At 71.0% G+C, this 21,224-nt stretch carries 17 protein-coding genes; 10 read left to right on the top strand and 7 right to left on the bottom strand.

What is annotated here, in order from left to right; genetic code table 11:
- The first annotated feature begins 30 nt into the window (after nt 1-30).
- Entirely contained in the window at nt 31-195 is a 165-nt protein-coding gene (locus ABFX51_RS39800; RefSeq protein WP_342743475.1) for a sterol carrier protein domain-containing protein, read from the top strand.
- 209 nt (nt 196-404) lie between these two features.
- Here the strand turns inward: ABFX51_RS39800 and ABFX51_RS27225 are convergent, their stop codons facing one another.
- From ABFX51_RS27225 to ABFX51_RS27210, 4 genes are read right to left on the bottom strand one after another with little or no spacing between them, the layout of a single operon-like run.
- On the bottom strand, nt 405-1,832 hold the full coding sequence (locus tag ABFX51_RS27225; protein WP_346055310.1) for an oligosaccharide flippase family protein: 1,428 nt from the start codon (nt 1,830-1,832) through the stop codon (nt 405-407).
- A complete protein-coding gene (locus ABFX51_RS27220) occupies nt 1,822-3,081 on the bottom strand; it encodes a glycosyltransferase family 39 protein (RefSeq protein WP_346055309.1) in 1,260 nt (419 codons plus the stop codon). Before ABFX51_RS27220 ends, ABFX51_RS27225 begins: the two co-directional genes overlap by 11 nt.
- Nucleotides 3,078-4,442: an O-antigen ligase family protein gene (locus tag ABFX51_RS27215; RefSeq protein ID WP_245782960.1), complete on the bottom strand. Its 1,365-nt coding sequence runs from the start codon at nt 4,440-4,442 to the stop codon at nt 3,078-3,080. Before ABFX51_RS27215 ends, ABFX51_RS27220 begins: the two co-directional genes overlap by 4 nt.
- Nucleotides 4,443-4,446: 4 nt before the next feature.
- Nucleotides 4,447-5,229 carry a hypothetical protein gene (locus ABFX51_RS27210; RefSeq protein ID WP_346055308.1) on the bottom strand — a complete coding sequence of 261 codons (783 nt, stop codon included), beginning with the start codon at nt 5,227-5,229 and terminating at the stop codon, nt 4,447-4,449.
- Between the two features lie 113 nt (nt 5,230-5,342).
- Between ABFX51_RS27210 and ABFX51_RS27205 the strand changes: the two genes are divergently transcribed.
- The 5 genes from ABFX51_RS27205 to ABFX51_RS27185 all read left to right on the top strand — a co-directional run bounded on the left by ABFX51_RS27205 (nt 5,343) and on the right by ABFX51_RS27185 (nt 11,780).
- On the top strand, nt 5,343-6,590 hold the full coding sequence (locus tag ABFX51_RS27205; RefSeq protein WP_425425799.1) for an MFS transporter: 1,248 nt from the start codon (nt 5,343-5,345) through the stop codon (nt 6,588-6,590).
- Nucleotides 6,587-7,576, top strand: a complete 990-nt coding sequence (locus tag ABFX51_RS27200) for a TolB-like translocation protein (protein WP_091505132.1) — start codon at nt 6,587-6,589, stop codon at nt 7,574-7,576. Before ABFX51_RS27205 ends, ABFX51_RS27200 begins: the two co-directional genes overlap by 4 nt.
- Nucleotides 7,577-7,639: 63 nt before the next feature.
- On the top strand, nt 7,640-8,449 hold the full coding sequence (locus ABFX51_RS27195) for a WecB/TagA/CpsF family glycosyltransferase (protein WP_091505221.1): 810 nt from the start codon (nt 7,640-7,642) through the stop codon (nt 8,447-8,449).
- 5 nt (nt 8,450-8,454) lie between these two features.
- Nucleotides 8,455-10,500, top strand: a complete 2,046-nt coding sequence (locus ABFX51_RS27190; protein WP_091505133.1) for a glycosyltransferase — start codon at nt 8,455-8,457, stop codon at nt 10,498-10,500.
- Entirely contained in the window at nt 10,497-11,780 is a 1,284-nt protein-coding gene (locus ABFX51_RS27185; protein ID WP_346055307.1) for a hypothetical protein, read from the top strand. Before ABFX51_RS27190 ends, ABFX51_RS27185 begins: the two co-directional genes overlap by 4 nt.
- Before the next feature lie 3 nt (nt 11,781-11,783).
- On the opposite strand, the gene ddaH is transcribed toward ABFX51_RS27185, so the two are convergent.
- Nucleotides 11,784-12,614 (bottom strand): dimethylargininase, encoded by an 831-nt coding sequence (ddaH, locus tag ABFX51_RS27180; RefSeq protein WP_346055306.1) that lies wholly within the window; start codon nt 12,612-12,614, stop codon nt 11,784-11,786.
- A 74-nt stretch (nt 12,615-12,688) separates the two neighbouring features.
- On the opposite strand from ddaH, the gene ABFX51_RS27175 reads away from it, so the two are divergent.
- The 3 genes from ABFX51_RS27175 to ABFX51_RS27165 all read left to right on the top strand — a co-directional run bounded on the left by ABFX51_RS27175 (nt 12,689) and on the right by ABFX51_RS27165 (nt 16,266).
- Nucleotides 12,689-13,135 (top strand): Lrp/AsnC family transcriptional regulator, encoded by a 447-nt coding sequence (locus ABFX51_RS27175; protein WP_091505135.1) that lies wholly within the window; start codon nt 12,689-12,691, stop codon nt 13,133-13,135.
- Between the two features lie 162 nt (nt 13,136-13,297).
- Nucleotides 13,298-15,202, top strand: coding sequence for a 2-oxoacid:acceptor oxidoreductase subunit alpha (locus tag ABFX51_RS27170; protein ID WP_091505136.1), 1,905 nt, complete (start codon nt 13,298-13,300; stop codon nt 15,200-15,202).
- Nucleotides 15,199-16,266 carry a 2-oxoacid:ferredoxin oxidoreductase subunit beta gene (locus ABFX51_RS27165; RefSeq protein ID WP_091505137.1) on the top strand — a complete coding sequence of 356 codons (1,068 nt, stop codon included), beginning with the start codon at nt 15,199-15,201 and terminating at the stop codon, nt 16,264-16,266. Before ABFX51_RS27170 ends, ABFX51_RS27165 begins: the two co-directional genes overlap by 4 nt.
- Nucleotides 16,267-16,269: 3 nt before the next feature.
- Here the strand turns inward: ABFX51_RS27165 and ABFX51_RS27160 are convergent, their stop codons facing one another.
- Both ABFX51_RS27160 and ABFX51_RS27155 read right to left on the bottom strand, forming a co-directional pair.
- Nucleotides 16,270-17,409, bottom strand: a complete 1,140-nt coding sequence (locus ABFX51_RS27160) for a sunset domain-containing protein (RefSeq protein WP_091505138.1) — start codon at nt 17,407-17,409, stop codon at nt 16,270-16,272.
- An 83-nt stretch (nt 17,410-17,492) separates the two neighbouring features.
- Nucleotides 17,493-18,512 (bottom strand): polyprenyl synthetase family protein, encoded by a 1,020-nt coding sequence (locus tag ABFX51_RS27155; protein WP_091505139.1) that lies wholly within the window; start codon nt 18,510-18,512, stop codon nt 17,493-17,495.
- 170 nt (nt 18,513-18,682) lie between these two features.
- Here ABFX51_RS27155 and ABFX51_RS27150 point away from each other — a divergent pair, with 170 nt between their 5' ends.
- Nucleotides 18,683-20,575: an MDR family MFS transporter gene (locus ABFX51_RS27150; RefSeq protein ID WP_428832504.1), complete on the top strand. Its 1,893-nt coding sequence runs from the start codon at nt 18,683-18,685 to the stop codon at nt 20,573-20,575.
- Nucleotides 20,576-21,224 lie beyond the last annotated feature (649 nt).

The following is a 21,224-nucleotide window of genomic DNA, read 5'->3' as shown; positions in this document are numbered from 1 at the left end:
GGAACTCCGCCCGCAGCGGTACTGTCCACTGTGTCCCGCCCCGACGTACGCCTGCACGCCAGAGCCCTCGGCCCGTGGTACTCCGGAGCCGTCCCCACCACAACCCTGCGCCGCACCGGCCTCTGCACAGGCGACGCCTCCGTACTCGACGCACTGGTCACGAACACAACCCCGAGAATGCTGGACTCGTTCTGACCCCTCGGTGATCGGATTCAGAGCGAGCTCCATGACCGCCTCGCTCGTGACGCTGCATGTTCCACGAGGTACCGGGAACAACCGGCCAGAGCCCGGTGATGCACGGGCACGGGCGCCAAACGGCAAATTCCCTAGCGGGACGAACGCACCTTCCCTCGCGCGAAGGCGCCCGCTGACCACGTGTCAAGCCGATGCCCGCTAGGCCGCCTTCACCCCAGCCTGCGGAACTCCGCCCGCAGTGGCCACACGAAGGGCAGATACGCCAGCGCCCCCAACACCCCCGCGAGCACCAGCAACAGCGGGGACGGCGGCAACGCCAGGCGCAGCCCCACCACGACCATCGCCGCCACGACCGCGCCCGCCGCGGGCTTCGCGAGCGCCGAACCCAGCGCCCGCAACGAAACCCCGGTGCGCACCAGCGCGAACAGGTACGCCGGCAACACCACGAACACCGCCACCGCGGCGTGTGCCACGGCCACCCCCCGGATGTCCCCGGTGACGGCGCCGACGGGCAACGCCACCACGAGCGCCACCAGCCACAACCCCTGCAACCACAGCGTCAGCCGGGACAGGCCCAGCGCGACGAGGAAGTCGTAACACAGCTCGCAGAACACGCGGACCGCCCCGAGCACCGCCAGGAACTGCAGCGCCGCGACCGCCGCCGCCCAGGCGCCGCCGTACACCGTGGTGATCAGCGGCAACGCGAGCAGCCCCAGCACGAGGCACACGAACAGGGTCGGCACCGCGAGCAGCGTCGTCATCCTGGCCAGCGTCTCCTGCCGGCGCACCGGATCGTCCTGCACCCTGGCGAACGCCGCCAGCGACACCCGCCGCACGATCGCGGAGAACACGTTCACCGGCCAGCTCGCGAGGTTGAACGCCTGCAGGTACAACCCGAGCGCCACCGCACCCAGCACCCGCCCCGTCACGACGTAGTCCACGTTCAGCATCGCGAACACCAGCGCGCTCGCCCCGGCCAGCGGCAGCCCGAACCGCAGCAGCTCGGCGGCCTGCCGCCGGTCGAACCCCGGCCGCGGCCACATCGACGCGAGCCGGCACAACACCAGCGCGGACAGCACGTTCCCGGCGAGCTGCCCCCAGCCGAGGCTCCACGCGCCGTGCCCGGTCGCCGCGAGCGACACCGTCACCCCGGTCGTCACCACGAGGTTCGCCACGTCCGACAGCAGCCGCACGCCCTGCCGGAACTCGCGGTTGACCAGCTGGGCCGGTGCCGCCGTCACGCCGTCGATCAGCACCGTGACGCACAGCAGCCGCACCAGCCCGGTCGCGGCCGGGGCACCGAGCGCCTCCGCGAACGCCGGCGCGCCGAACCAGCACACGGCGTACAGCAGCACGCTCGAACCGATCGAGATCGTGGTCACTGTCGGGGCGATCCGCCGCGGGTCGCCCGGCCACCGCACGAGCGCCAGGCTCACCCCGAGTTCGTTCATCGACAGCACCGCGGTCAGCACGACGAGCGCGACCGCGAACACCCCGAAGTCCTCCGGCACCAGCAGCCGCGCGAGCACGACCCCGGTGAGGAACGAGCCCAGCTTGGCCAGCACGGTGTTGAGCGCGCTGAAGCTCAGCGCCTTCCGGACGGGACCGCGGGTCTCCTGGACCGCCCTATGCGCCACGGCTCCCCCTCGCGAAACGGACCACCACGGACGCGGCGAGCAGCACGGTCAGCCCGTCGAGCGGGACCCGGAACCGCAGGCGCGTGAAGAAAACGGCCTGCAGCAGGAAGTTCAGCACGACCAGGACGGCCAGCAGGGTCTCCGTCCGCGACAGCGGCCACCGCCGGGCCAGGCCGACACGCAGCACGGCCAGCAGCAGCACCGGGTAGTAGGTCAGCGCCAGCACCAGGTCCGCGGTCCGGCCGCCCTGCCCCGAGGTGGCCATGTCGCTGGAGAACGAGAACGTGTTCGCCAGCTTTTCGCCGTACAGCACCGCGGCGTCCCCCGGGTGCTCGGTGATCCAGTCGACCGCGCTGTCGCTGAAGTAGCGGTTGATGCCGACCTCGTCGAGGTGGTGGTCCTTCGCGTACTGCTCGTAGCGCGAAATGTCCACTTCGGTCCCGCTGCCCGCGGTGGTGTGCTCGCTGTTGCCCAGCAGCAGGTTGATCCCGTCGTTGGTGGACACCGGCACAAAAGCGTGCAACGCCACGGCGTTCCGCACACACCACGCCCCGGGCACGGCGACCGCGAGCGCCACCACCGCCGCGGCCGCACCCCACGCCCCGCGCCGCTTCCACGCCATCCACACCGGCACCAGCACGACGGAGAGCGCGAAGTTCGGCACCGTGAGCACCAGCAGCCCACCGGCCAGCCCCGCGACCACGACGTCGGCCACCCGCCGCCCGCCCCGCGTCTCCACCGCGCTCATCCCGCAGTCGATCGTCACCAGGAGCAGGAACAACCCCGGCACCTGTGGGTAGAGCGCGGTCGCGGTGTAGGTCAACAGCGGGTAACACGCGAGCACGACCGCGGCCAGCGCACCGGCGGGCGCGGCGAACAGGCGGCGCCCCACCCGGTAGCCGAACCACACGCAGCCCGCCAGCGCGAGCACGCCCACGAACCGCATGGCCAGCACGTCGCCGCCGGTCAGCCCGTGCACCGGGGTCAGCAGGAACGGGTACCCGGGCGGGCGGTAGGCGGTGGCCTGCACGCCGTCGGCGCTGTACCCGGCACCGGAGGCGAGCGAACCGGCCAGCTGCACGTACACCCGTTCGTCGAGGTAGCGCAGGGTGTCGCCGAGCACGAGCGCGTAGCCGCCGGCGAGCAGCAGCGACAGCGCGACGGCGGCGAGCGCGACCTGCCGGGCGTGTGCGTCCAGCCAGGCGTACGAGCGGACGAGCACGGGTGGCCGCGCGGTGAGGCTCGTCATGACTTCACGCTCCGGGTTCGCAGCAGGCCGCTCAGCGCGGCGCGGATCGTCGGCGGGTCGATCCCGTTCGCCGCGTGCTCGGCCCGCACGGCACGCAACAGCGCCCCGCTCAGGCCGACGAGCACGAACGCGAGCGTGGTCGCCATGGAGAACGCCAGCAGGTCGAACGTCGCCGCGCCGAGCGCGAGCACGGACAACGACGCGACGAGCGTCAGCGCGAGGTCGCGGACGTGGACGTTGCGGCTCAGGCTGCGGGCCCGCAAGGCGGCGTACGCGCCGACGACGAACAACGCGATCAGCGCGAACAGGCCGATGAACCCGTTCTGCACGAGCGTGCCGAGGTACTGGTTGTCCAGCGGGCCGTACTTGCTGGGCAGGTACGTGCCCAGCCCCCGGCCGAGCCACGGGTGCTGGGCGATCACGACGCTCGTGGTCGCGTAGTCCTGGGTGCGGCCCGAGATGCTGGTGTCGTTGCCGATGTCGGCGAACAGGCCGTACAGGGTGCCGAGCAGCCCCGGGATGAGGAAGCGCATGAGCACCATGAACGCGGCGCCCACCAGCACGGCCTGGATGCGGCGGCGGCCGGGCCAGCCGATCAGCAGCACCAGCGCGGCGAGCGCGAGGCCCAGCATCGCCGAACGGGACAGCGACACCATCGCGCCGACCGCGACGATCGCGAGGCACAGCCACCACCGCCGCGCCGCCCGCTCCCCGCGGTCGCGCGCCGTGAACGCGTAGTGCGCGGCGAGCGGCATCGCGACCGCGCACACCACACCGAACTCGATGGGGTGCCCGGTGGTCGCGGCGGGACGGCGGAACGCGGCGCGCTCCAGGATGAACCCGTCCGCCGTCACGGGGTGCAGCCCGGGCAGCACGAGGTAGCGCGTGAGGTCGAAGTCGGCGAGGAACTGCAGGATGCCGATCACCGCGACCACCGTGGTGGTCACGACGATGCACTTGAGCACCAGCTCGATCCTGGCGAGCGTGCGCACCCCGTCGCAGATCGCCAGCCCGGCGACGACAACGGCGAGGATCGTGACGAGCGTCCGGTCGGCCGAGTCGAGTTCGTCCGGCGGCAGGTAGTTGCGGGTGGCGTAGCCGTAGGTGGCCAGCTGGGTGACGATGAAGACGAACAGGACCGTGCGGGCGGCGTTGCGCCCCTTCGCGGTGCCGAGCGTCGTCGTCAGCTGGCCGCAGAACCACAGCAGCCCCAGCCCGAGCCCGAACACCGTGGCCGGGGTGATGGACATCGAGATCCCGGAGATCACGAGCCGGGCGGGCACGATCAGCGCCACCGCCACGTACCAGCACGCGAGGGTCGCCCCGTCGGCCCGGCGGCGCGGCCCGGTCGTCGTGGTCACGGGTTCAGTGCCGGTCACGCCGCCGGCGCGGCTCGGCGGTGCCGGAAACGGGGGCGATCAGCTTCGTCAGCTCCTCGCTGAGGTCTTCGTCACCTTCCTCGGGCCAGGACGGCTCCTGCTCCTGTTCCTGCGGCCTTTCCTTGGGCTTTTCCTTGCGCGGCTTGCGCTTCCGGTGCTGCTGGAAGCTTTCGAAGCCGTAGGCGGCGGTGAGGCCCGCGACGAGCCCGAGCGCGAGCGCGACGGCGGCGTAGCGGACTTTGCCGCCGATCTTCGCCTCGGCGGGCGTCGGGTTGATCACCTGGTCCGCGCTGATGTAGGTGGACTGCGGGGCCTGCAGCGCCTGTTGCCGGTCGGCCAGCTGCTTGCGGGCGAGGTCGAGCACCGCCGCGACCGTCTTCTCCGCGGCCTGCGGGGCCGCGGCGTCGGCCACCACCACGACGAACGGGCCGGACAGCTGCCCGTTGCCCACCTCGTAGGTGGTCTTGACGCCGTCCACGTGCTCGAACTGCTTCACCGTCGCCGGGTCCTGCAGCGACTGGATGAGGATCTCGGCGCTGGTGGTGAGGCTGCCGTCGAACGCCAGCAGCGGGTTGATCTTCTCCGGGGACGGGCCGGCACCCGCCCTGGCCCCCGCGGCCGGGGAGGTCAGCACGATCGTGCCGGTGGATTCGTACTGCGTGTCGACGGAGGCGTACACCCCACCGGCCAGACCCAGCGCGACGAGGAACACCGGGACGGCGACGTACCAGCGCCGTACCAGCACCCTGATCGTGGCCCAGAAGTCCATTCGCCCTCCCCGCAACTGTTCTCAGCAGGGCAGTCGGGAACGGCCCCGGATTGTTACGGCGCCGGAGCATCAGTGCTGTTAACGGACCCGCACGCGTTCCCGACTACGCAGCTGTGTACTTGACCTCCCGCTCCACGCCACCCGGCATCGGAGAGCGCACGGAGCGTGGCGGCCGCCTGCCCGCGACGGTGTTCGCGCTGGGCGCGGTGAGCCTGCTGACCGACGTGTCCGCGGAGATGGTCACCGCCTTCCTGCCCGTTTACCTGCTCTACACGCTGCAGCTCGGCTACGTCCAATTCGGACTGCTCGACGGCCTGTACAACGGCGCCACCGCGGTGTTGCGGCTCGTCGGCGGTTACGTCGCCGACCGGCTCCGGCGGCCGAAACTCGTGGCGCTGGCCGGGTACGGCACCTCGGCGCTGACGAAACTGCTCTTCCCGCTGGCGGGCGGTTCGGGGCTCGGTATCGGCGGTGTCCTCGCGGCGGACCGGGCGGGCAAGGGGCTGCGCACCGCGCCGCGGGACGCGTTGATCTCGCTCGCGACCCCGGCCGACCGGCTGGGCCGCGCGTTCGGGGTGCACCGCGCGATGGACACGTTCGGCGCGTTGCTGGGCCCGTTGATCACGTTCTGGATCCTGAGCCAGCTCGGTACCGGTTCCTCCCCGGTGTTCGTGGTGAGTTTCTGTTTCGCCGCACTGGGGCTCATCGTGTTGGCCGCTTTCGTACGGGACGGCGCCGGTACCGGAAAACCGTTGCCCGCGCAGGATCCCGTCTCGCTCCGCGCGTGCCTCGGCCTGGTGCGGGACCGGCGGTTGCGGCGCGCGACGCTCGCAGCGGGGCTGCTGGGCCTGGCCACGATCAGCGACGCCTTCGTGTTCGTGGTCCTGCAGAAGACCACCGCGGTTCCACTGTCGGTGCTGCCGTTGCTGCCGCTGGGCACGGCGCTGGTGTTCCTCCTCGGCGCGATCCCGCTCGGCAGGCTGGCCGACCGGATCGGCCGCTGGCCGGTGTTCTTCGCCGGGCACGTGCTCCTGCTCGGGCTGTACGCGCTGTTGCTGACCTCCGGCGGCGGTTATCCGATCGTGGTCGCCGGGCTCGCGTTGCACGGGCTGTTCTACGCGGCCACGGACGGCGTGCTGATGGCCTACGCCGGGCCGCTCGTGCCCGCGCCGTTGCGGGCGAGCGGGCTCGCGGTGGTGCAGACCGGGCAGGCGGTCGCGCGGCTGATCTCGTCGTCGTTGTTCGGTGTTCTGCTGGCGAACCTGGCCACCGGGACCTCGGTGCTCATCACGCTCTCGGTGTTCGTGCCCGCGCTGGTCGGCGCGGGCCTGCTGGTGCGGGGGAAGAGGCGGGAAGCGTGAAGGAATGGCTGGCGCGGCACCGGATCGCGGCCGGGATCGCCGCCATCGTCGTGGTGGTACTGGCAGGCGCCGGATACGTCGTGTACGCGGCGGTCGACGGGCGGAGCGGCACAGCGGCGGGCACGGCGGCACCGACCGCGGGGAACCTCCTGTTCATCGAACAGGACGACGGGCGCAACCGGGTGGAGCAGGTGCGGGCGAGCGACCCCGGCGGCCCCCGCACGGCGACTTCCCTGGAGTGCCAGCGGGTCTACTCGGCCGCGGGCACCACGGTGTGCCTGCGGCTGGCCGGGGTCGGCCCCAGCTACGAGGCGGCCGTGCTGGACGCGGGCGGCAAGGTCGTCCGCACGGTGGGGCTGGCCGGGATCCCCAACCGCGCCAGGGTTTCCGCGTCCGGGCACATCGTCGCCTGGACGACGTTCGTCACCGGTGACTCCTACAGCGTGCCCGGCGGGTTCTCGACCCGCACGGGCGTGCTGGACCTGCGGTCCGGCGAACTGGTCGAGACGCTGGAGGACTTCACCGCGACGGTCAACGGGAACGTCTTCACCCCGGCGGACCGCAATTTCTGGGGCGTGACGGTCGCGGCCGACGACCGCACCTTCTACGCGACGATGGCCGCCCAGAACCGCACCTGGTTGGTGAAAGGCGACCTGGTCACCAAAACCCTGCACGACATCCACCAGGACGCGGAATGCCCGTCGCTTTCCCCGGACGGCAGCCGGATCGCGTACAAGAAGCGCGTGAGCAGGCTCGGCCCGTGGCAGGTCGCCGTGCTGGACCTGCGCACGAACACCGAGCGGATCCTGCCGGGCACCACCGGGATCGACGACCAGTCGGTGTGGCTGGACGACAACACGCTCGCCTACGCGCGAACCCCGCAGAACGGTGAGAAAACTTCCATCCTGTCCGTGCCCGCCGACGGTTCGGCACCGCCGGTCGTGTTGATTCCCAACGCTTCCTCTCCCGTTCCGTTGCGGCTGTAACGTTCTCGCCGCACCGGCGACTCTTCGGGCGCATTCGCAACGAGAAACCGAGAGGTGCCCGTGATGGACGCCGAAACCTCCACGGTCCCCGTGGGGGCGGTGAGGATTTCCCCGCTCAGCGAAACCGAAATCGTCGACGAGGTGATCGGCGGCTGGCAGCGCCGCGCCGGTGGCTGGATCGTCACGGCCAACGTCGACATCGTGCGTGCCACGACGAGGGACCCGCGGCTCGCCGGACTGGTGGCGCAGGCGGATTTCGTCGTCGCGGACGGGATGCCGGTGGTGTGGACGGCGAAACTGTCGTCGGGCCGCGCATTCGACCGCGTCACCGGCGCGTCCCTGGTCTTCTCCCTCACCGAGGCCGCCGCGCGGTCGGGCCGCTCGGTTTACCTCCTCGGCGGTGAACCCGGCGTCCCCGAAGCAGCGGCGGAGGTGCTGTCGTCGCGCTACCCCGGGCTGCGGATCGCGGGCACCGACTCGCCTCCGTTCGGCTTCGAACGTTCGGCCGCCGCCCGCGCCGAAGTCACCGCGAAGCTCGTCGAAGCGAAGCCGGACCTGGTCCTCGTCGGGCTCGGTTTTCCCAAGCAGGAGGAGCTGATCGCCGGCGTGCGCGCGGACCTGCCCTCGGCGTGGTACCTCGGCTGCGGCGCCGGCATCCCGATGGCGGCCGGGCAGTTCCGCCGCGCGCCGGAACTGGTGCAGCGGATGGGTGCGGAATGGCTGCACCGCCTGGCGCTCGAACCCCGCCGGCTGGCCCGGCGCTACCTGCAGGACGACACCCCGTTCGCGGTGCGGCTGCTGACCGGCGCCCTGCTGCGCCGCGCCGCCGCGAAGGTGGAACCGCGCCCGACCGCACTCCCCGTGGAGCCGTGACACCCATGCCGCTCGCCGTCGTCATCGTGACCTACCACAGCGCCGGGATCGTCGCCGACTGCCTCGACTCCGTCACCGAGGCGCTGGAGGGAATCCCCTCGGCGCGGATCATCGTCGTGGACAACGCTTCCACGGACGACACGCTCGACGTGGTGCGCAAGACCGCTCCGCACGCGGAAATCATCGCCCGCAAGACGAACGACGGTTTCGCGGCGGGCGTGAACGCCGGATTCGCCGTCGCCGGGGACAGCGACGTCCTCGTGCTCAACCCCGACGTCCGCCTCGAACCTGGCGCGGTGAAGGCCCTGCGCGAGGCGTTGGCGGTACCGGGCACCGGCGTCGCCGTCCCGCTGCTGCTCGGCCCCGACGGCGAACCACATCCGTCCCTGCGCCGCCGTCCGACGACTCTGCGTGCCCTCGGCGAAGCCGTGCTCGGCGGTACCCGCGCGGGCCGCATCCCGGCCCTGGGGGAACTCGTCATCGGCGCCAAGGCCTACTCACGCCGGTCCACTGTGGACTGGGCGACAGGCGCGTGCTGGCTCGTCTCCGCCGAGTGCCGCAAGGCCCTCGGGCCGATGGAGGAGCGGTTCTTCCTGTACTCGGAGGAGACGGAATACCTTCTCCGCGCAGGCGATTCCGGTTACCTGGTCCGCTTCGAACCCGACGCCGTGGCCATCCACCTCGGCGGCGAACAGTCCACCTCGCCGGAACTGTGGGCACTGTCTGCGGCCAACCGGGTCCGCCTGCGCCGCGAGCGGGACGGGCACCTCGCCGCGCTCGGCATGCGCCTCGCAGTACTGGCCAACGAAGTCCCGCGAGCGTTGCTGCGTGGCCGCGACGGCGGCGCGAAGCACCGGCGGGCGGTGCGTGAGCTGCTGTGGCTTCGCCGGTGGCCGGTCGCCGACCGCACCCCCGGCTACGTCTGCTTCTCCGCGCAGGACTGGTGGTACCACAACCAGGCGCACTCCGACTTCCAGCTGATGCGCTCGGTCGCGGGGCAGCGGCGCGTGCTGATCGTCAACAGCATCGGCATGCGGATGCCCACTCCCGGCCGCAGCACCCAGGTGACCCGCCGGATCCTGCGCAAGCTGCGGAGCGTGGCGAAGTTCGTGCGCCGCCCGGAGCCCGGTTTCCACGTCATGTCCCCGCTCCCGCTGCCGTTCTACGGTTCACCGCTGCTGCGGCGGGTCAACGCCGCGCTCGTGCGCGGTCAGGTGCGGCTGGTGTGTGCCGCGCTGCGGCTGCCGGAACCGGTGATCGTCGCGACCATCCCGACCGCCTGGGACGTCGTCGCACCCATGCGCCGCCGGGCCCTCGTGTTCAACCGCTCCGACCGGCACTCCGAGTTCCCCGAGGCCGACCGCGGCACGATCGAGGAGCTCGAAGGCGCGCTGCTCGACCACGCCGACCACGTCCTCTACGTCAGCCACGCGCTGCTGGAGGACGAGCACGCGCGCACCGGCGAGCGGGCGTACTTCCTCGACCACGGCGTCGACGTCGAGCACTTCCGGCCGCGCGCGGAACTGCCCGCCGACCTCGCCGCCATCCCCGGTCCGCGCATCGGGTTCTTCGGCGCGCTGGACGACTTCCTCGTCGACTTCGACCTGCTCGAACACGTCGCGACCGAACTGCCGGACTGCTCGCTGGTGCTCATCGGCGACGCCACCCACGACATGTCCCGCTTCGAACGCCACCCGAACGTGCACTGGCTGGGCTTCCGCCCCTATGCGACGATCCCGTCCTACGGTTCGGGATTCGACGTGGCGCTCATGCCCTGGCTCGACAACGAATGGATCCGTCATTCCAACCCCATCAAGCTCAAGGAATACCTCGCTCTGGGACTGCCCGTGGTGAGCACCGACTTCGAGGAGCTGGCGGCCTACCGCGACCGCGTACGCGTCGCCCGCGGGCCGGCCGAGTTCGTCGCCGCGATCAGGGAAAGCCTGGCGCACGGCGCGCCCCAGCCCGCCCAGCGGCTGCGGGAGTCCGTGCTGACCTACTCGTGGCGGTCCCGCGCGGCGGAGCTGGTGCGCCTGGTGGAATCCGGATGAGGCGGCGGGGCGTGTGGTCCGCCCTCACGCTGGCGATCGCGGTGGCCGTGGTCGGCGGGCTGCTCGCCTACCGCGAAGTGCCCGGCCCGCCCCCGCAACCGGCCGCCGTCAGCGTGCGCGACCTGCCCCGCGTGCCGTGGGAGGGCGGTCCGGAGTACTACCGCCAGTTCCCCAAGATGGCGGCCTGGACGGATCCCCGGTTCTTCCCCATCGGCGTCTGGTACGAGGCCGTCACCTCCCAGCGGGACGTCGACCTCGACAAGGCCGCGGGCATCAACACCTACTTCGAGCTGACGCAGTCCAGCGACCTCTCACTCGTGCGCGCCAACGGCATGTACGCGATCCCCAGCACCCAGCTGCCCGGGTACGGGGACGAGACGGTCGGCTGGCTGCTCACCGACGAAGTCGATCTGTGGGGCCACGAGGGTGACGCGCCGTGGACCGGGAAGTACCCGGGCGAAGGCGAGATCTGCGTCCCGGAATCCGCGTTGTGCGGGTACACCGTCCTCCAGACGCTGCGCGACCGGCTGCCGCAGCACGACGGCCGCGCCCGCTACGCCAACTTCGGCTACGGCATGGAGTTCTTCATCAAGGACCAGCTGGCCGCGCGCTTCCTCGACTACACCGACACCGCGTCGATGGACACCTACTGGTACACCGACGACGGCATCTGCGAGCTGACCAAGACGCCCGCGAACGTGTGCCACCTGTCGGCGTCCTACGGCTTCACGATCGACCGGATGCGGCAGCTCGACGGGATGGACGGCAAGCGGCAGCCGGTCTACGCCTTCGTCGAGGACGGTGCGCCGTTCGAGAAGTACCGGACCACGATCACCCCGGAGCAGCTCTCCGGCGCCGTCGTGAACTCGCTCATCCACGGGGCCCGCGGCGTCATCTACTTCAACCACAACTTCGGTGGCGACTGCCGCACCCAGCACGTCCTGCGGGACGGGTGTGGCGCCGCGATCCGCCCGGCGGTCACCGAGGTCAACCGCCGGATCACCGAGCTCGCGCCGGTGCTGAACACGCAGTCCCTGGAGTACTCCTTCGCCCCGGACATGGACACGATGCTCAAGGAGTACCAGGGCTCCTACTACGTGTTCGCCATGATCGGCCGTGGCGCCGCGCCCGGCAAGAAGACGCTGACGCTGCCCACCGGCCTGTCCGCGGCGAAGGCGGAGGTGCTGTACGAGAACCGGCAGGTCCCGGTCGAGGGCGGCAAGCTGACCGACGACTTCGGCACCGAGGCGAGTTACCACATCTACCGGCTCACGCCGTAGCGCCTACTTGCGGATCTCCAGTGTGCAGCACTTCGGCCCGCCACCGGCCTTGCGGAGTTCCGAGATGTCTGCGAACACCGGCTCGTAGCCCTGCTCGGCGAGGCGGTCCGCCAGTCCCGTCGCTTCCACCGGCAGCACGACGTTACGCCCGTCGGACACGCCGTTGAGCCCGAAGCACTCCGCGTCCGCGGCGTCGGCGAGCACGGCGTCCGGGAACAGCCGGGCCAGCACGCGCCGCGAGCCGGCGGAAAACGCTTCCGGGTAGTACGCGATGTGCGCCGGGCGGGACTCCGTCGCCTCGCTCAGCACGAACAACGCCGTGTCGAGGTGGTAGTACCGGGGATCGACCAGCCGCAGGGACAGCACCGGCACGCCGAGGATCTCCTGCGCCTCGGCGTGCGCCTCCGGGTCGGTGCGGAACCCGGTGCCCGCCAGGATCATCCGGCCCGTCCAGGCGAAGTCGCCCTCGGCCTCGTTGATCCGGGACGGCATCACGACGTCGCGGTAGCCGTGCTCCAGGAACCAGCGCCGGTAGTGGTCGGCCTCGGGCACGCGTTCCTTCGCGCGGAACCGGGCGCCGAGCACGCGCCCGTCGATCACCGTGCCCGAGTTCGCCGCGAACACCATGTCCGGCAGCCCCGGCTGCGGCTCGATCTCCTCCACCGTGTGCCCGAGCCTGCGGTAGGTGTCCCGCAGCCCGGTCCACTGCGCTATCGCGCGGCCGACGTCGACCGGCTGCGACGGGTCCATCCAGGGGTTGATGGCGTAGTCCACGGCGAAGTACCGCGGCGGGCACATGAGGTAGCGGCGGGTCAGCGGCACCCGGAGGTTCATGCTTCTCAAGGTATGACTCGGTTCAGTGGCGATCAATCACCGCTCCTTGCGCACGTACCTGCTAAACATTGCGTGTGAACCCGCTGGATCAGCGAATCGTTTCGTGCCTGGTGACCAACGCGCGGTCGAGCTACGCCGAGATCGGGAAGGTGGTCGGCCTGTCCGCGCCCGCGGTCAAACGCCGGGTGGACCGCCTGCTCGAAACCGGGGTGCTGCGCGGCTTCACCGCGGTCGTCGACCCGGAGGCGCTCGGCTGGGGCACCGAGGCCTTCGTCGAGGTGCACTGCCGCGGCAACGTGCCGCCCGCCCGCATCCGCGCCCGCCTGGAACCGCTGCCCGAGGTCGTCGCGGCGTACACGGTCACGGGCGCGGCGGACGCGATCGTGCACCTGCGCGCGGCGAACATCCACCAGCTGGAGACGGCGCTAGAACGCCTGCGGGGCCTGGAGATCATCGACCGCACGGTGTCGACCGTCGTGCTGTCGCGGCTCCTCGAACGGCCGCCCACACCCGGCGCCTGACCTGCGGGTCTCAGCATGTGAACGCCGGGGGCGAGGTGCCCCAGGTCACACCCCGAGACTCGTGCGAATATCCCCAGTAAGGTGGAGGTATCGGCGGAGGTGCGCCCGGCGCGAGATGTCACCGAGGACAGGCCAAGTCGGGAGAGAGGGATTCCCTGACCTATGAGCACGAATGCCAATGGCAACGGCGCGTTGTCGGCAACCCGTCAGACCGAGGTCTCCAAGCTCGACCGGGTGGTCATCCGCTTCGCCGGTGACTCCGGCGACGGCATGCAGCTGACGGGCGACCGGTTCACCTCCGAGGCCGCCGCGTTCGGCAACGACCTCGCGACCCTGCCGAACTTCCCGGCGGAGATCCGCGCGCCACAGGGCACGATCCCCGGCGTCTCGTCGTTCCAGGTGCACTTCGCGGACTACGACATCCTCACCCCAGGCGACCGGCCGGACGTGCTGGTGGTGATGAACCCGGCCGCGCTCAAGGCCAACATCGGCGACCTGCCGCCCGCCGGCACGCTGATCGTCAACACCGACGAGTTCACCAAGCGCAACCTGACGAAGGTCGGCTACGACTCGAACCCCCTCGAGGACGACTCGCTGTCCGCCTTCCAGGTGCACCAGGTCGCCATGTCGACCCTGACGCAGGGCGCGCTCGCCGACACCGGGCTCGGCAAGAAGGACGCCGAGCGCTGCAAGAACATGTTCGCGCTCGGGCTGCTGTCGTGGATGTACCACCGGCCGACCGAGGGCACCGAGCAGTTCCTCCGCGAGAAGTTCGCGCGCAAGCCCGACATCGCCGAAGCGAACATCCTCGCCTTCCGCGCGGGCTGGAACTACGGCGAGACCACGGAGTCCTTCGCCACGACGTTCGAGGTCGCCCCGGCGAAGCTCGCCCCCGGCACGTACCGCCAGATCACCGGCAACACCGCGCTCGCGTACGGCATCGTCGCGGCCGGGCAGCGGGCCGGGCTGCAGGTGCTGCTGGGCACGTACCCGATCACCCCGGCGTCGGACATCCTGCACGAGCTGTCCAAGCACAAGAACTTCGGCGTCATCACCTTCCAGGCGGAGGACGAGATCGCCGGGATCGGCGCCGCGCTGGGCGCCTCCTACGGCGGCGCGCTCGGCGTCACCTCCACCTCCGGCCCCGGTATCGCGCTGAAGTCGGAGACGATCGGGCTCGGCGTGATGCTGGAGCTGCCGCTGGTGGTCATCGACGTGCAGCGCGGCGGCCCCTCGACGGGCCTGCCGACCAAGACCGAGCAGGCCGACCTGCTGCAGGCGATGTTCGGCCGCAACAGCGAGTCCCCGGTGCCGGTGATCGCGCCGCAGTCCCCCGGTGACTGCTTCAACGCCGCGCTCGAAGCCACCTCGATCGCGCTGAAGTACCGCACGCCGGTGCTGATCCTGTCCGACGGCGCGAACGCCAACGGCTCGGAGCCGTGGCTGATCCCGAACGTCGACAGCCTGCCCGACCTGCGCGTGGAGTTCGCGACGCAGCCGAACGCGGCCGACGGCTCCGGCGAGTTCTGGCCCTACGTCCGCGACCCCGAGACGCTGGCCCGCGAGTGGGCCGTGCCCGGCACGCCGGGTCTGCAGCACCGCATCGGCGGGCTGGAGAAGGCCGACGGCAAGGGCAACATCTCCTACGACCCGGACAACCACGACCACATGGTCCGGTTGCGGCAGCGCAAGATCGACGGCATCGACGTGCCGGACCTGGTGGTCGACGATCCTTCGGGGGGCAAGGCCCGCGTGCTCGCGCTGGGCTGGGGCTCGACGTTCGGCCCGATCGGCGCCGCCTGCCGCCGCGTGCGCAAGGCGGGGATCCCGATCGCGCAGGCGCACCTGCGGCACCTCAACCCGTTCCCCCGCAACCTCGGCGCGATCCTCGCCGGCTACGACAAGGTCATCGTGCCGGAGATGAACCTCGGCCAGCTCGCGCTGCTGCTGCGCGCGAAGTACCTGGTCGACGTGCACTCCTACACGAAGGTCGCCGGCCTGCCGTTCAAGGCCGAAGAACTCCAGCACGTCTTCACCGAATTGATCGAAGGGGTTGTGCCCGCATGACCGCGACCGAGCTGGGCCTGCCGACCGTCGGCGGCTTGGACCTCGTCCCGCACACCGACGAGCCGCAGAAGGCCAAGGACTACAAGTCCGACCAGGAGGTGCGGTGGTGCCCCGGGTGCGGTGACTACGTCGTCCTCAACACGGTGCAGTCGTTCCTGCCCACGCTGGGGCTCAAGCGCGAGAACATCGTGTTCGTCTCGGGCATCGGCTGCTCGTCGCGGTTCCCGTACTACCTGAACACGTACGGGATGCACTCGATCCACGGCCGCGCGCCGGCGATCGCGACGGGCCTGGCGACCACGCGCCCCGACCTGTCGGTGTGGGTCGTGACCGGTGACGGCGACGCGTTGTCGATCGGCGGCAACCACCTCATCCACGCCTTGCGACGCAACGTCAACATCAAGATCCTGCTGTTCAACAACCGGATCTACGGGCTGACGAAGGGCCAGTACTCGCCGACGTCGGGGCAGGGCATGGTCACCAAGTCGACGCCGATGGGTTCGGTGGACACCCCGTTCAACCCGGTGTCGCTCGCCCTCGGTGCGGAGGCCACGTTCGTCGGCCGCGCGCTGGACTCGGACCGCGCCGGGCTCACGGAGGTGCTCACCGCGGCCGCCCGGCACCGCGGTTCGGCGGTGGTGGAGATCTACCAGAACTGCCCGATCTTCAACGACGGCGCGTTCGACGTGCTGAAGGACAAGGACGAGGCGGCCCAGCGGCTGATCCCGCTGCGCGCGGGCGAGCCGATCCGCTTCGGGCCGGAGGCCGAGTACGGCGTCACGGCGACCGGCTGGGGCGGTTTCGAGATCGGCAAGGTGTCGGAGATCGGCGAGGACAACCTCGTCGTCCACGACCCGTCGATCTCCGACACGGCGTACGCGTTCGCGCTGTCCCGCCTCGGCGACCAGAACCTGAACCACACGCCGGTCGGCATCTTCCGCGACGTGGACCGCCCGACGTACGACGACCAGGCGCGGGCCCAGGTGGAGCAGGCCCGTGAGGCGAAGGCCCCGAACCTGCAGTCCCTGCTCACCGGCAAGGACACCTGGACCGTCGTCGCCTGATCGTCAGGAGAGCGGCCGGAACCCGACCCGCTCGGCGTCGGCCGCGGAGCGGAACCACACCTCGGCGATCATCCGCGCGAACTGCGGCGATTCCTCGGTGCAGTACCGCAGAGCGGTGACGCTCGCCTTGACCGTGAACTCGTCCGAAGGCCGTCCGCCGCCGGGCCGCGGCATCGCCGACCCCGGACCGAACGGCCCCGGCGGCACGCTGGCGTCGGACACGGGCGTCCGCGCGGGCGGCGGGGCCGGCGCGGCGGGTTCGGGTGCCGCGTGCGCTCCCGCGTTCGGCCGCACGGCGGGCTCGAACAGCGAACCGCTGCGCCCGCCTTCGCCGACCGCGGGCTCGCGCCGCTCGATGGACCGCACCGAAGGCCGCGGCGGCTCGAAGCTGCTCGGCGGAGTCGAGCGCGGCTGGCGGCGGGGCAGCACGGCCGTCGATTCGGCGGGCGCCTCGTCGTCGGCACGCGCGTCGTCGTCGTTGCCGAAGGCGTAGGCGGGCGGCTCGTCCACGGCCGCGTGCGCGCCGTAGCTCTCCTCGGGCTCGAACAGGGAGCCGTGCTCGTGCTCGTCCTCCGGCTCCAGGCGGGCGTGGAAACCCGACGGGTGCTCGTCGGCGTACACGTCTTCCCGCTGGTGCGCGAACTCGTGCGGCTCGCGCTCCTCCGCGACGGGGTCGAACAGCGAACCGCGGTCCGGCTCACCACCCGGTTCGAAGAGCGAGCCCCGCTCGGCCTCCGCGTCCGGCGCGAACAGCGAGCCGCGCTCGGCCTCCTGCGGGTACGGCGTGAAGATCGACGTCTTCTCGGCGTCCGACTCGTCGTGCTCGGGCACCCGTCCGCCGAAGCTGTCCCGCTCGTGCCACACCGGCTCCGGCAGGGGCTCGGGTTCCGGCTCCGGCTCGAAGGCGCGGGTCGGCTGCACCGGTTCCGGGTCGAGCGCGCGCGTCCCGGTGTCCGGCTCGTCGAGGGTGCGGGTGGGCGCCGCGGACCGACGCTCCGGCGCGGCGTTCTTGGCGTCCAGCAGCTGCCGCTCGAGCGACCGGTTCCGCGCCTGCGCGGGCCGGACGAGCAGCAACCAGGTCAGCAGCACCCCCAGCACGAACGCCGCCGCGCTCCACAGCCACACCTGCCCGAACAGGGACATCGAGCTGTCCTTTCTTTCCCCACCGTTCTCGGTACCACTGTCAGTGACACCGCGGTGGCCCACTCATGACGGACGGAGCGGGATCAGCGGGTCCGTGCCACCAGGTAGTCGGCGACGGACTCGCACGCGTCGCGCGCCGACGACGCCGGCAACGCGGACAATTCCACCCTCGCTCGCCGAGCGTAGTCGGACAGCGTCGCCATGGCCTGGTCGAGGCCGCTGGACGCCCGGAGCAGCCCGAGCGCCTCCTCGACCAGCGCGTCGTCGGTGATCGGGGCGGCCAGCAGCTCGACCAGCCGGGGGTCGGTGGCGGGGTCGGCCAGCGCGAACAGCATCGGCAGGGTGCGCACGCCCTCCCGCAGGTCGGTGCCGGGCGTCTTGCCGGACTCGTGCGAGGGGGACGCGATGTCGATGATGTCGTCCGAGATCTGGAACGCGGTGCCGATGATGTCGCCGAACCGCGTGAGCGCCTCGACGTACTCGGGCCGGGCGCCGGAGATCATGCCGCCGAACCGGCCGGCGGTCGCGATCAGCGAACCCGTCTTCTGCGCGATCACGCTCAGGTAGTGGGCGATGGGGTCCTCGCCGTCGCCGGGGCCGACGGTCTCGCGCATCTGCCCGGTGACCAGCTCGCCGAAGGTCTCGGCGATGATCCGGGCCGCGTCGGTGCCGAGGTAGGAGACGAGCCGCGAGGCGTGCGCGAACAGGAAGTCGCCGGTGAGGATCGCGACCGTGTTGTCCCAGCGCGCGTTGACGCTCTGGGCGCCCCGGCGCATGGTGGCCTCGTCCATCACGTCGTCGTGGTACAGCGTCGCCAGGTGCACCAGCTCGACAGCGGCCGCGGCGGTCACGACGCCGTCGTGGTTGCCCTCCCCGAACTGGGCGGCGAGCAGCGTGAACAGCGGGCGGAAGCGCTTGCCACCGGCCTCGACGAGGTGCGACGCGGCCTCGTGCACGGCCTTGACGTCGCTGCGGGCGGTCTCCCGCAGCAGGTTCTCTACGTCGGTGAGCCCGCCGGCGAGCGTGCGCAGCAGTTGCTCATCGGCGATCCGCAGGCCCACGCTCGCGCGCAGATCCTCGATGGTGCCACTCTGAACCGACACGTTCCCCTGCCCTTTCGCACTTCACCACGGTCCTCACCAGCGTAATGGCAAGGCAGGACGGCACGGAGGGCCGCCGGGGCAGGGCCTCGGTGACGAAGGTGACAACCGGGATGAACCCCTTCGGGTGAGCTGCCCACCGGGAAACCGGTTCCGGAACTAGCCTTCGGGCTGTGACCAGCAGGAACAGGCAGCACAGCGTCGTCGCGGCGATCATGCTGGGGATGCTGCTGGCGGCCCTCGACCAGACCATCGTCTCCACCGCGCTCCCGACGATCGTCGCGGACCTCGGCGGCGTGAACCACCTGTCGTGGGTCGTCACGGCGTACCTGCTCGCCGAGACGATCATGACGGTGCTGATCGGCAAGTTCGGGGACCTGTTCGGCCGCAAGAAGGCCTTCCTCGCGAGCGTGCTGTTGTTCCTGGTCGGCTCGTTCTTCTCCGGCTGGGCCGATTCGATGCTGTGGCTGATCGTGTTCCGCGCGGTGCAGGGGCTCGGGGGTGGCGGCCTGATGGTCACGTCGTCGGCCGTGATCGCGGACGTCGTGCCGCTGCGGGAGCGCGGGAAGTACCAGGGCGTCATCGGCGCGATGTTCGGCGTGGCGACGGTGGCGGGTCCGCTGCTCGGCGGCCTGTTCGTGGACCACCTCAGCTGGCGGTGGGCGTTCTACGTGAACATCCCGCTCGGTGTCGTGGTGGTGCTGGTGGCGGCGTTCGCGCTGCCGGCGGTGCGCGGCGCGGCCCGGCCGCGGATCGACTACCTGGGGATCCTGCTGATCGCGCTCGCGTCGACGGGCCTGACGCTGGTGACGAGCTGGGGCGGCACCGAGTACGCGTGGACGTCGCCGGTGATCCTCGGCATGGCGGCGGGTTCGGTGGTGCTGCTGGTGCTGTTCGTGCTGGTGGAGCAGCGCGCGGCGGAGCCGATGCTGCCGATGCGCCTGTTCCGCGGCCGGGTGTTCACGGTCGCGAGCGTGCTGAGTTTCGTGGTGGGTTTCGCGATGCTCGGCGGGATCACGTACCTGCCCACATTCCTGCAGCGCGTCCAGGGCGCGAGCGCGACGGAGTCGGGGCTGCGGATGCTGCCGCTGGTGGTGGGGTTGCTGGTCACGTCGCTGGTGAGCGGCATGGTGATCAGCAGGACGGGGCGGTACAAGGCGTTCCCGCTCGCGGGTTCGCTCGTGATGGCGCTTGGCCTGTTCCTGTTGTCCACTTTGGACGCCGGGACGGGGTTCTGGGTGACGTCGGGGTTCATGGTGGTGCTCGGTCTGGGGCTGGGCTGTTGCATGCAGGTGCCGACGATCGTGGTCCAGAACACGAGCGATTACGAGGATCTCGGGGTGGCGACGTCGGGGGTTTCGTTCCTGCGGACGCTCGGCAGTTCGTTCGGGGTGGCGGTGTTCGGCACGATCTTCAGCAGCCGCCTGCCCGCGACGCCGAGCGTGTCGTCCTATGTGGACGCGATACAGACGATGTTCCTGGTGGCCGCGCCGATCGGCTTGGTCGCGTTCGTCGTGGCCCTGTTCCTGAAGGAGGTCCCCCTGCGCGATGCGGCTCGTGCCGTGGCAGCGGAGAGCAGCGGTTTTTCCGAACCGGGTTCGGGGAGTTCGAGGCAGGAGCTGGAGCGCGTGGTGGCGAGCCTGTGGCGGCGCCAGCAGGCGGACCCGGGCCCGGCGATCCTGGCGCGTTCGGGGGTGCGGTTGAGTTATGCACAGGCCTGGCTGCTGGTGCAGATTTATCGACACAGCGCCGACGACGGTGATGCGACCCTGCAGGAACTCTCCTCGGGGACGGCTGTGCCGCCGGGCATTTTCGAGCCCACGGCGGCCCAGCTGGTGGATTCAGGCCACCTCTCGGAGGCCGACGGGCATTACCGGTTCACGGGCCTGGGGACGGACACGTTCGCCCGCCTGGTCGGTGCGTGGCGGGTGTGGCTGCTGGAGTCGCTGGCGGAGGAGCCGGGAGACCAGGACTTCACAGCCTGCGTGGACGACCTGGCAGCCCAGCTGATCAGCAACAGCAGGAATTTGCCGACGGCCCGCCACGCGGCGGCGCCAGTGCCGTGACCGACTAGCCCGGGGCGGCGCGGCAGTTGCGGCGAAGGCGGATGGGCCGCAGAGCCGTTGCGCCGGAGGCGGATGGGCTCCAAGCCGGATGCGCCGCAGAGGCGGTTGGGCCGCGAGGCGGATGGGTCGCAGAGGCGGTCGGCGCCGCGAGGCGGTTCGGCCTGGCCCGGCGGGGCCTGGCCTGGCCGGGGCGGTTGGACCGCAGAGGCGCCGGAGCCTCGAAGGCGATTGGGCCTGGTCCGGTTGGGCCACAGAGGCGGTGAGGCCCGCTCCGTCGAGGCCCCACCAGCAGGTCGAATGGCCCTGATTGAGCGATTACCCCTGGCGCGTCAGGTCCGATTCTCCCGGCTCCCGGCCGGGGCCCAGGTCCTCCTGGCCCCCGCATACCGGTTCCCGCCCTAGTGCCGTCCCCTGCCCTCTCGCCTTAGGCCCCCCACTCTGGCCTTGCCTCACCCGTTCCCTCTTCCCGGCCCACCCTGCCCCCGGCTCCCCGGCCCACTCCGGCCCAACTCCCCAGCTCACGATTCCCTGCCCCGCCTACCCCGCCCTTTCCTGACTATTGCCCCCGCTGCCAGGCCACTCCACCCACCCCGCACCCCGCACCCCGCACCCCGCACCCCGCACCCCGCACCCCGCACCCCGCACCCCG

The sequence above is a fragment of the Amycolatopsis dongchuanensis genome (assembly GCF_039542405.1).
GTDB classification, from domain to species: domain Bacteria; phylum Actinomycetota; class Actinomycetes; order Mycobacteriales; family Pseudonocardiaceae; genus Amycolatopsis_E; species Amycolatopsis_E sacchari.
This window is presented reverse-complemented; position numbering and strand designations above follow the sequence as displayed.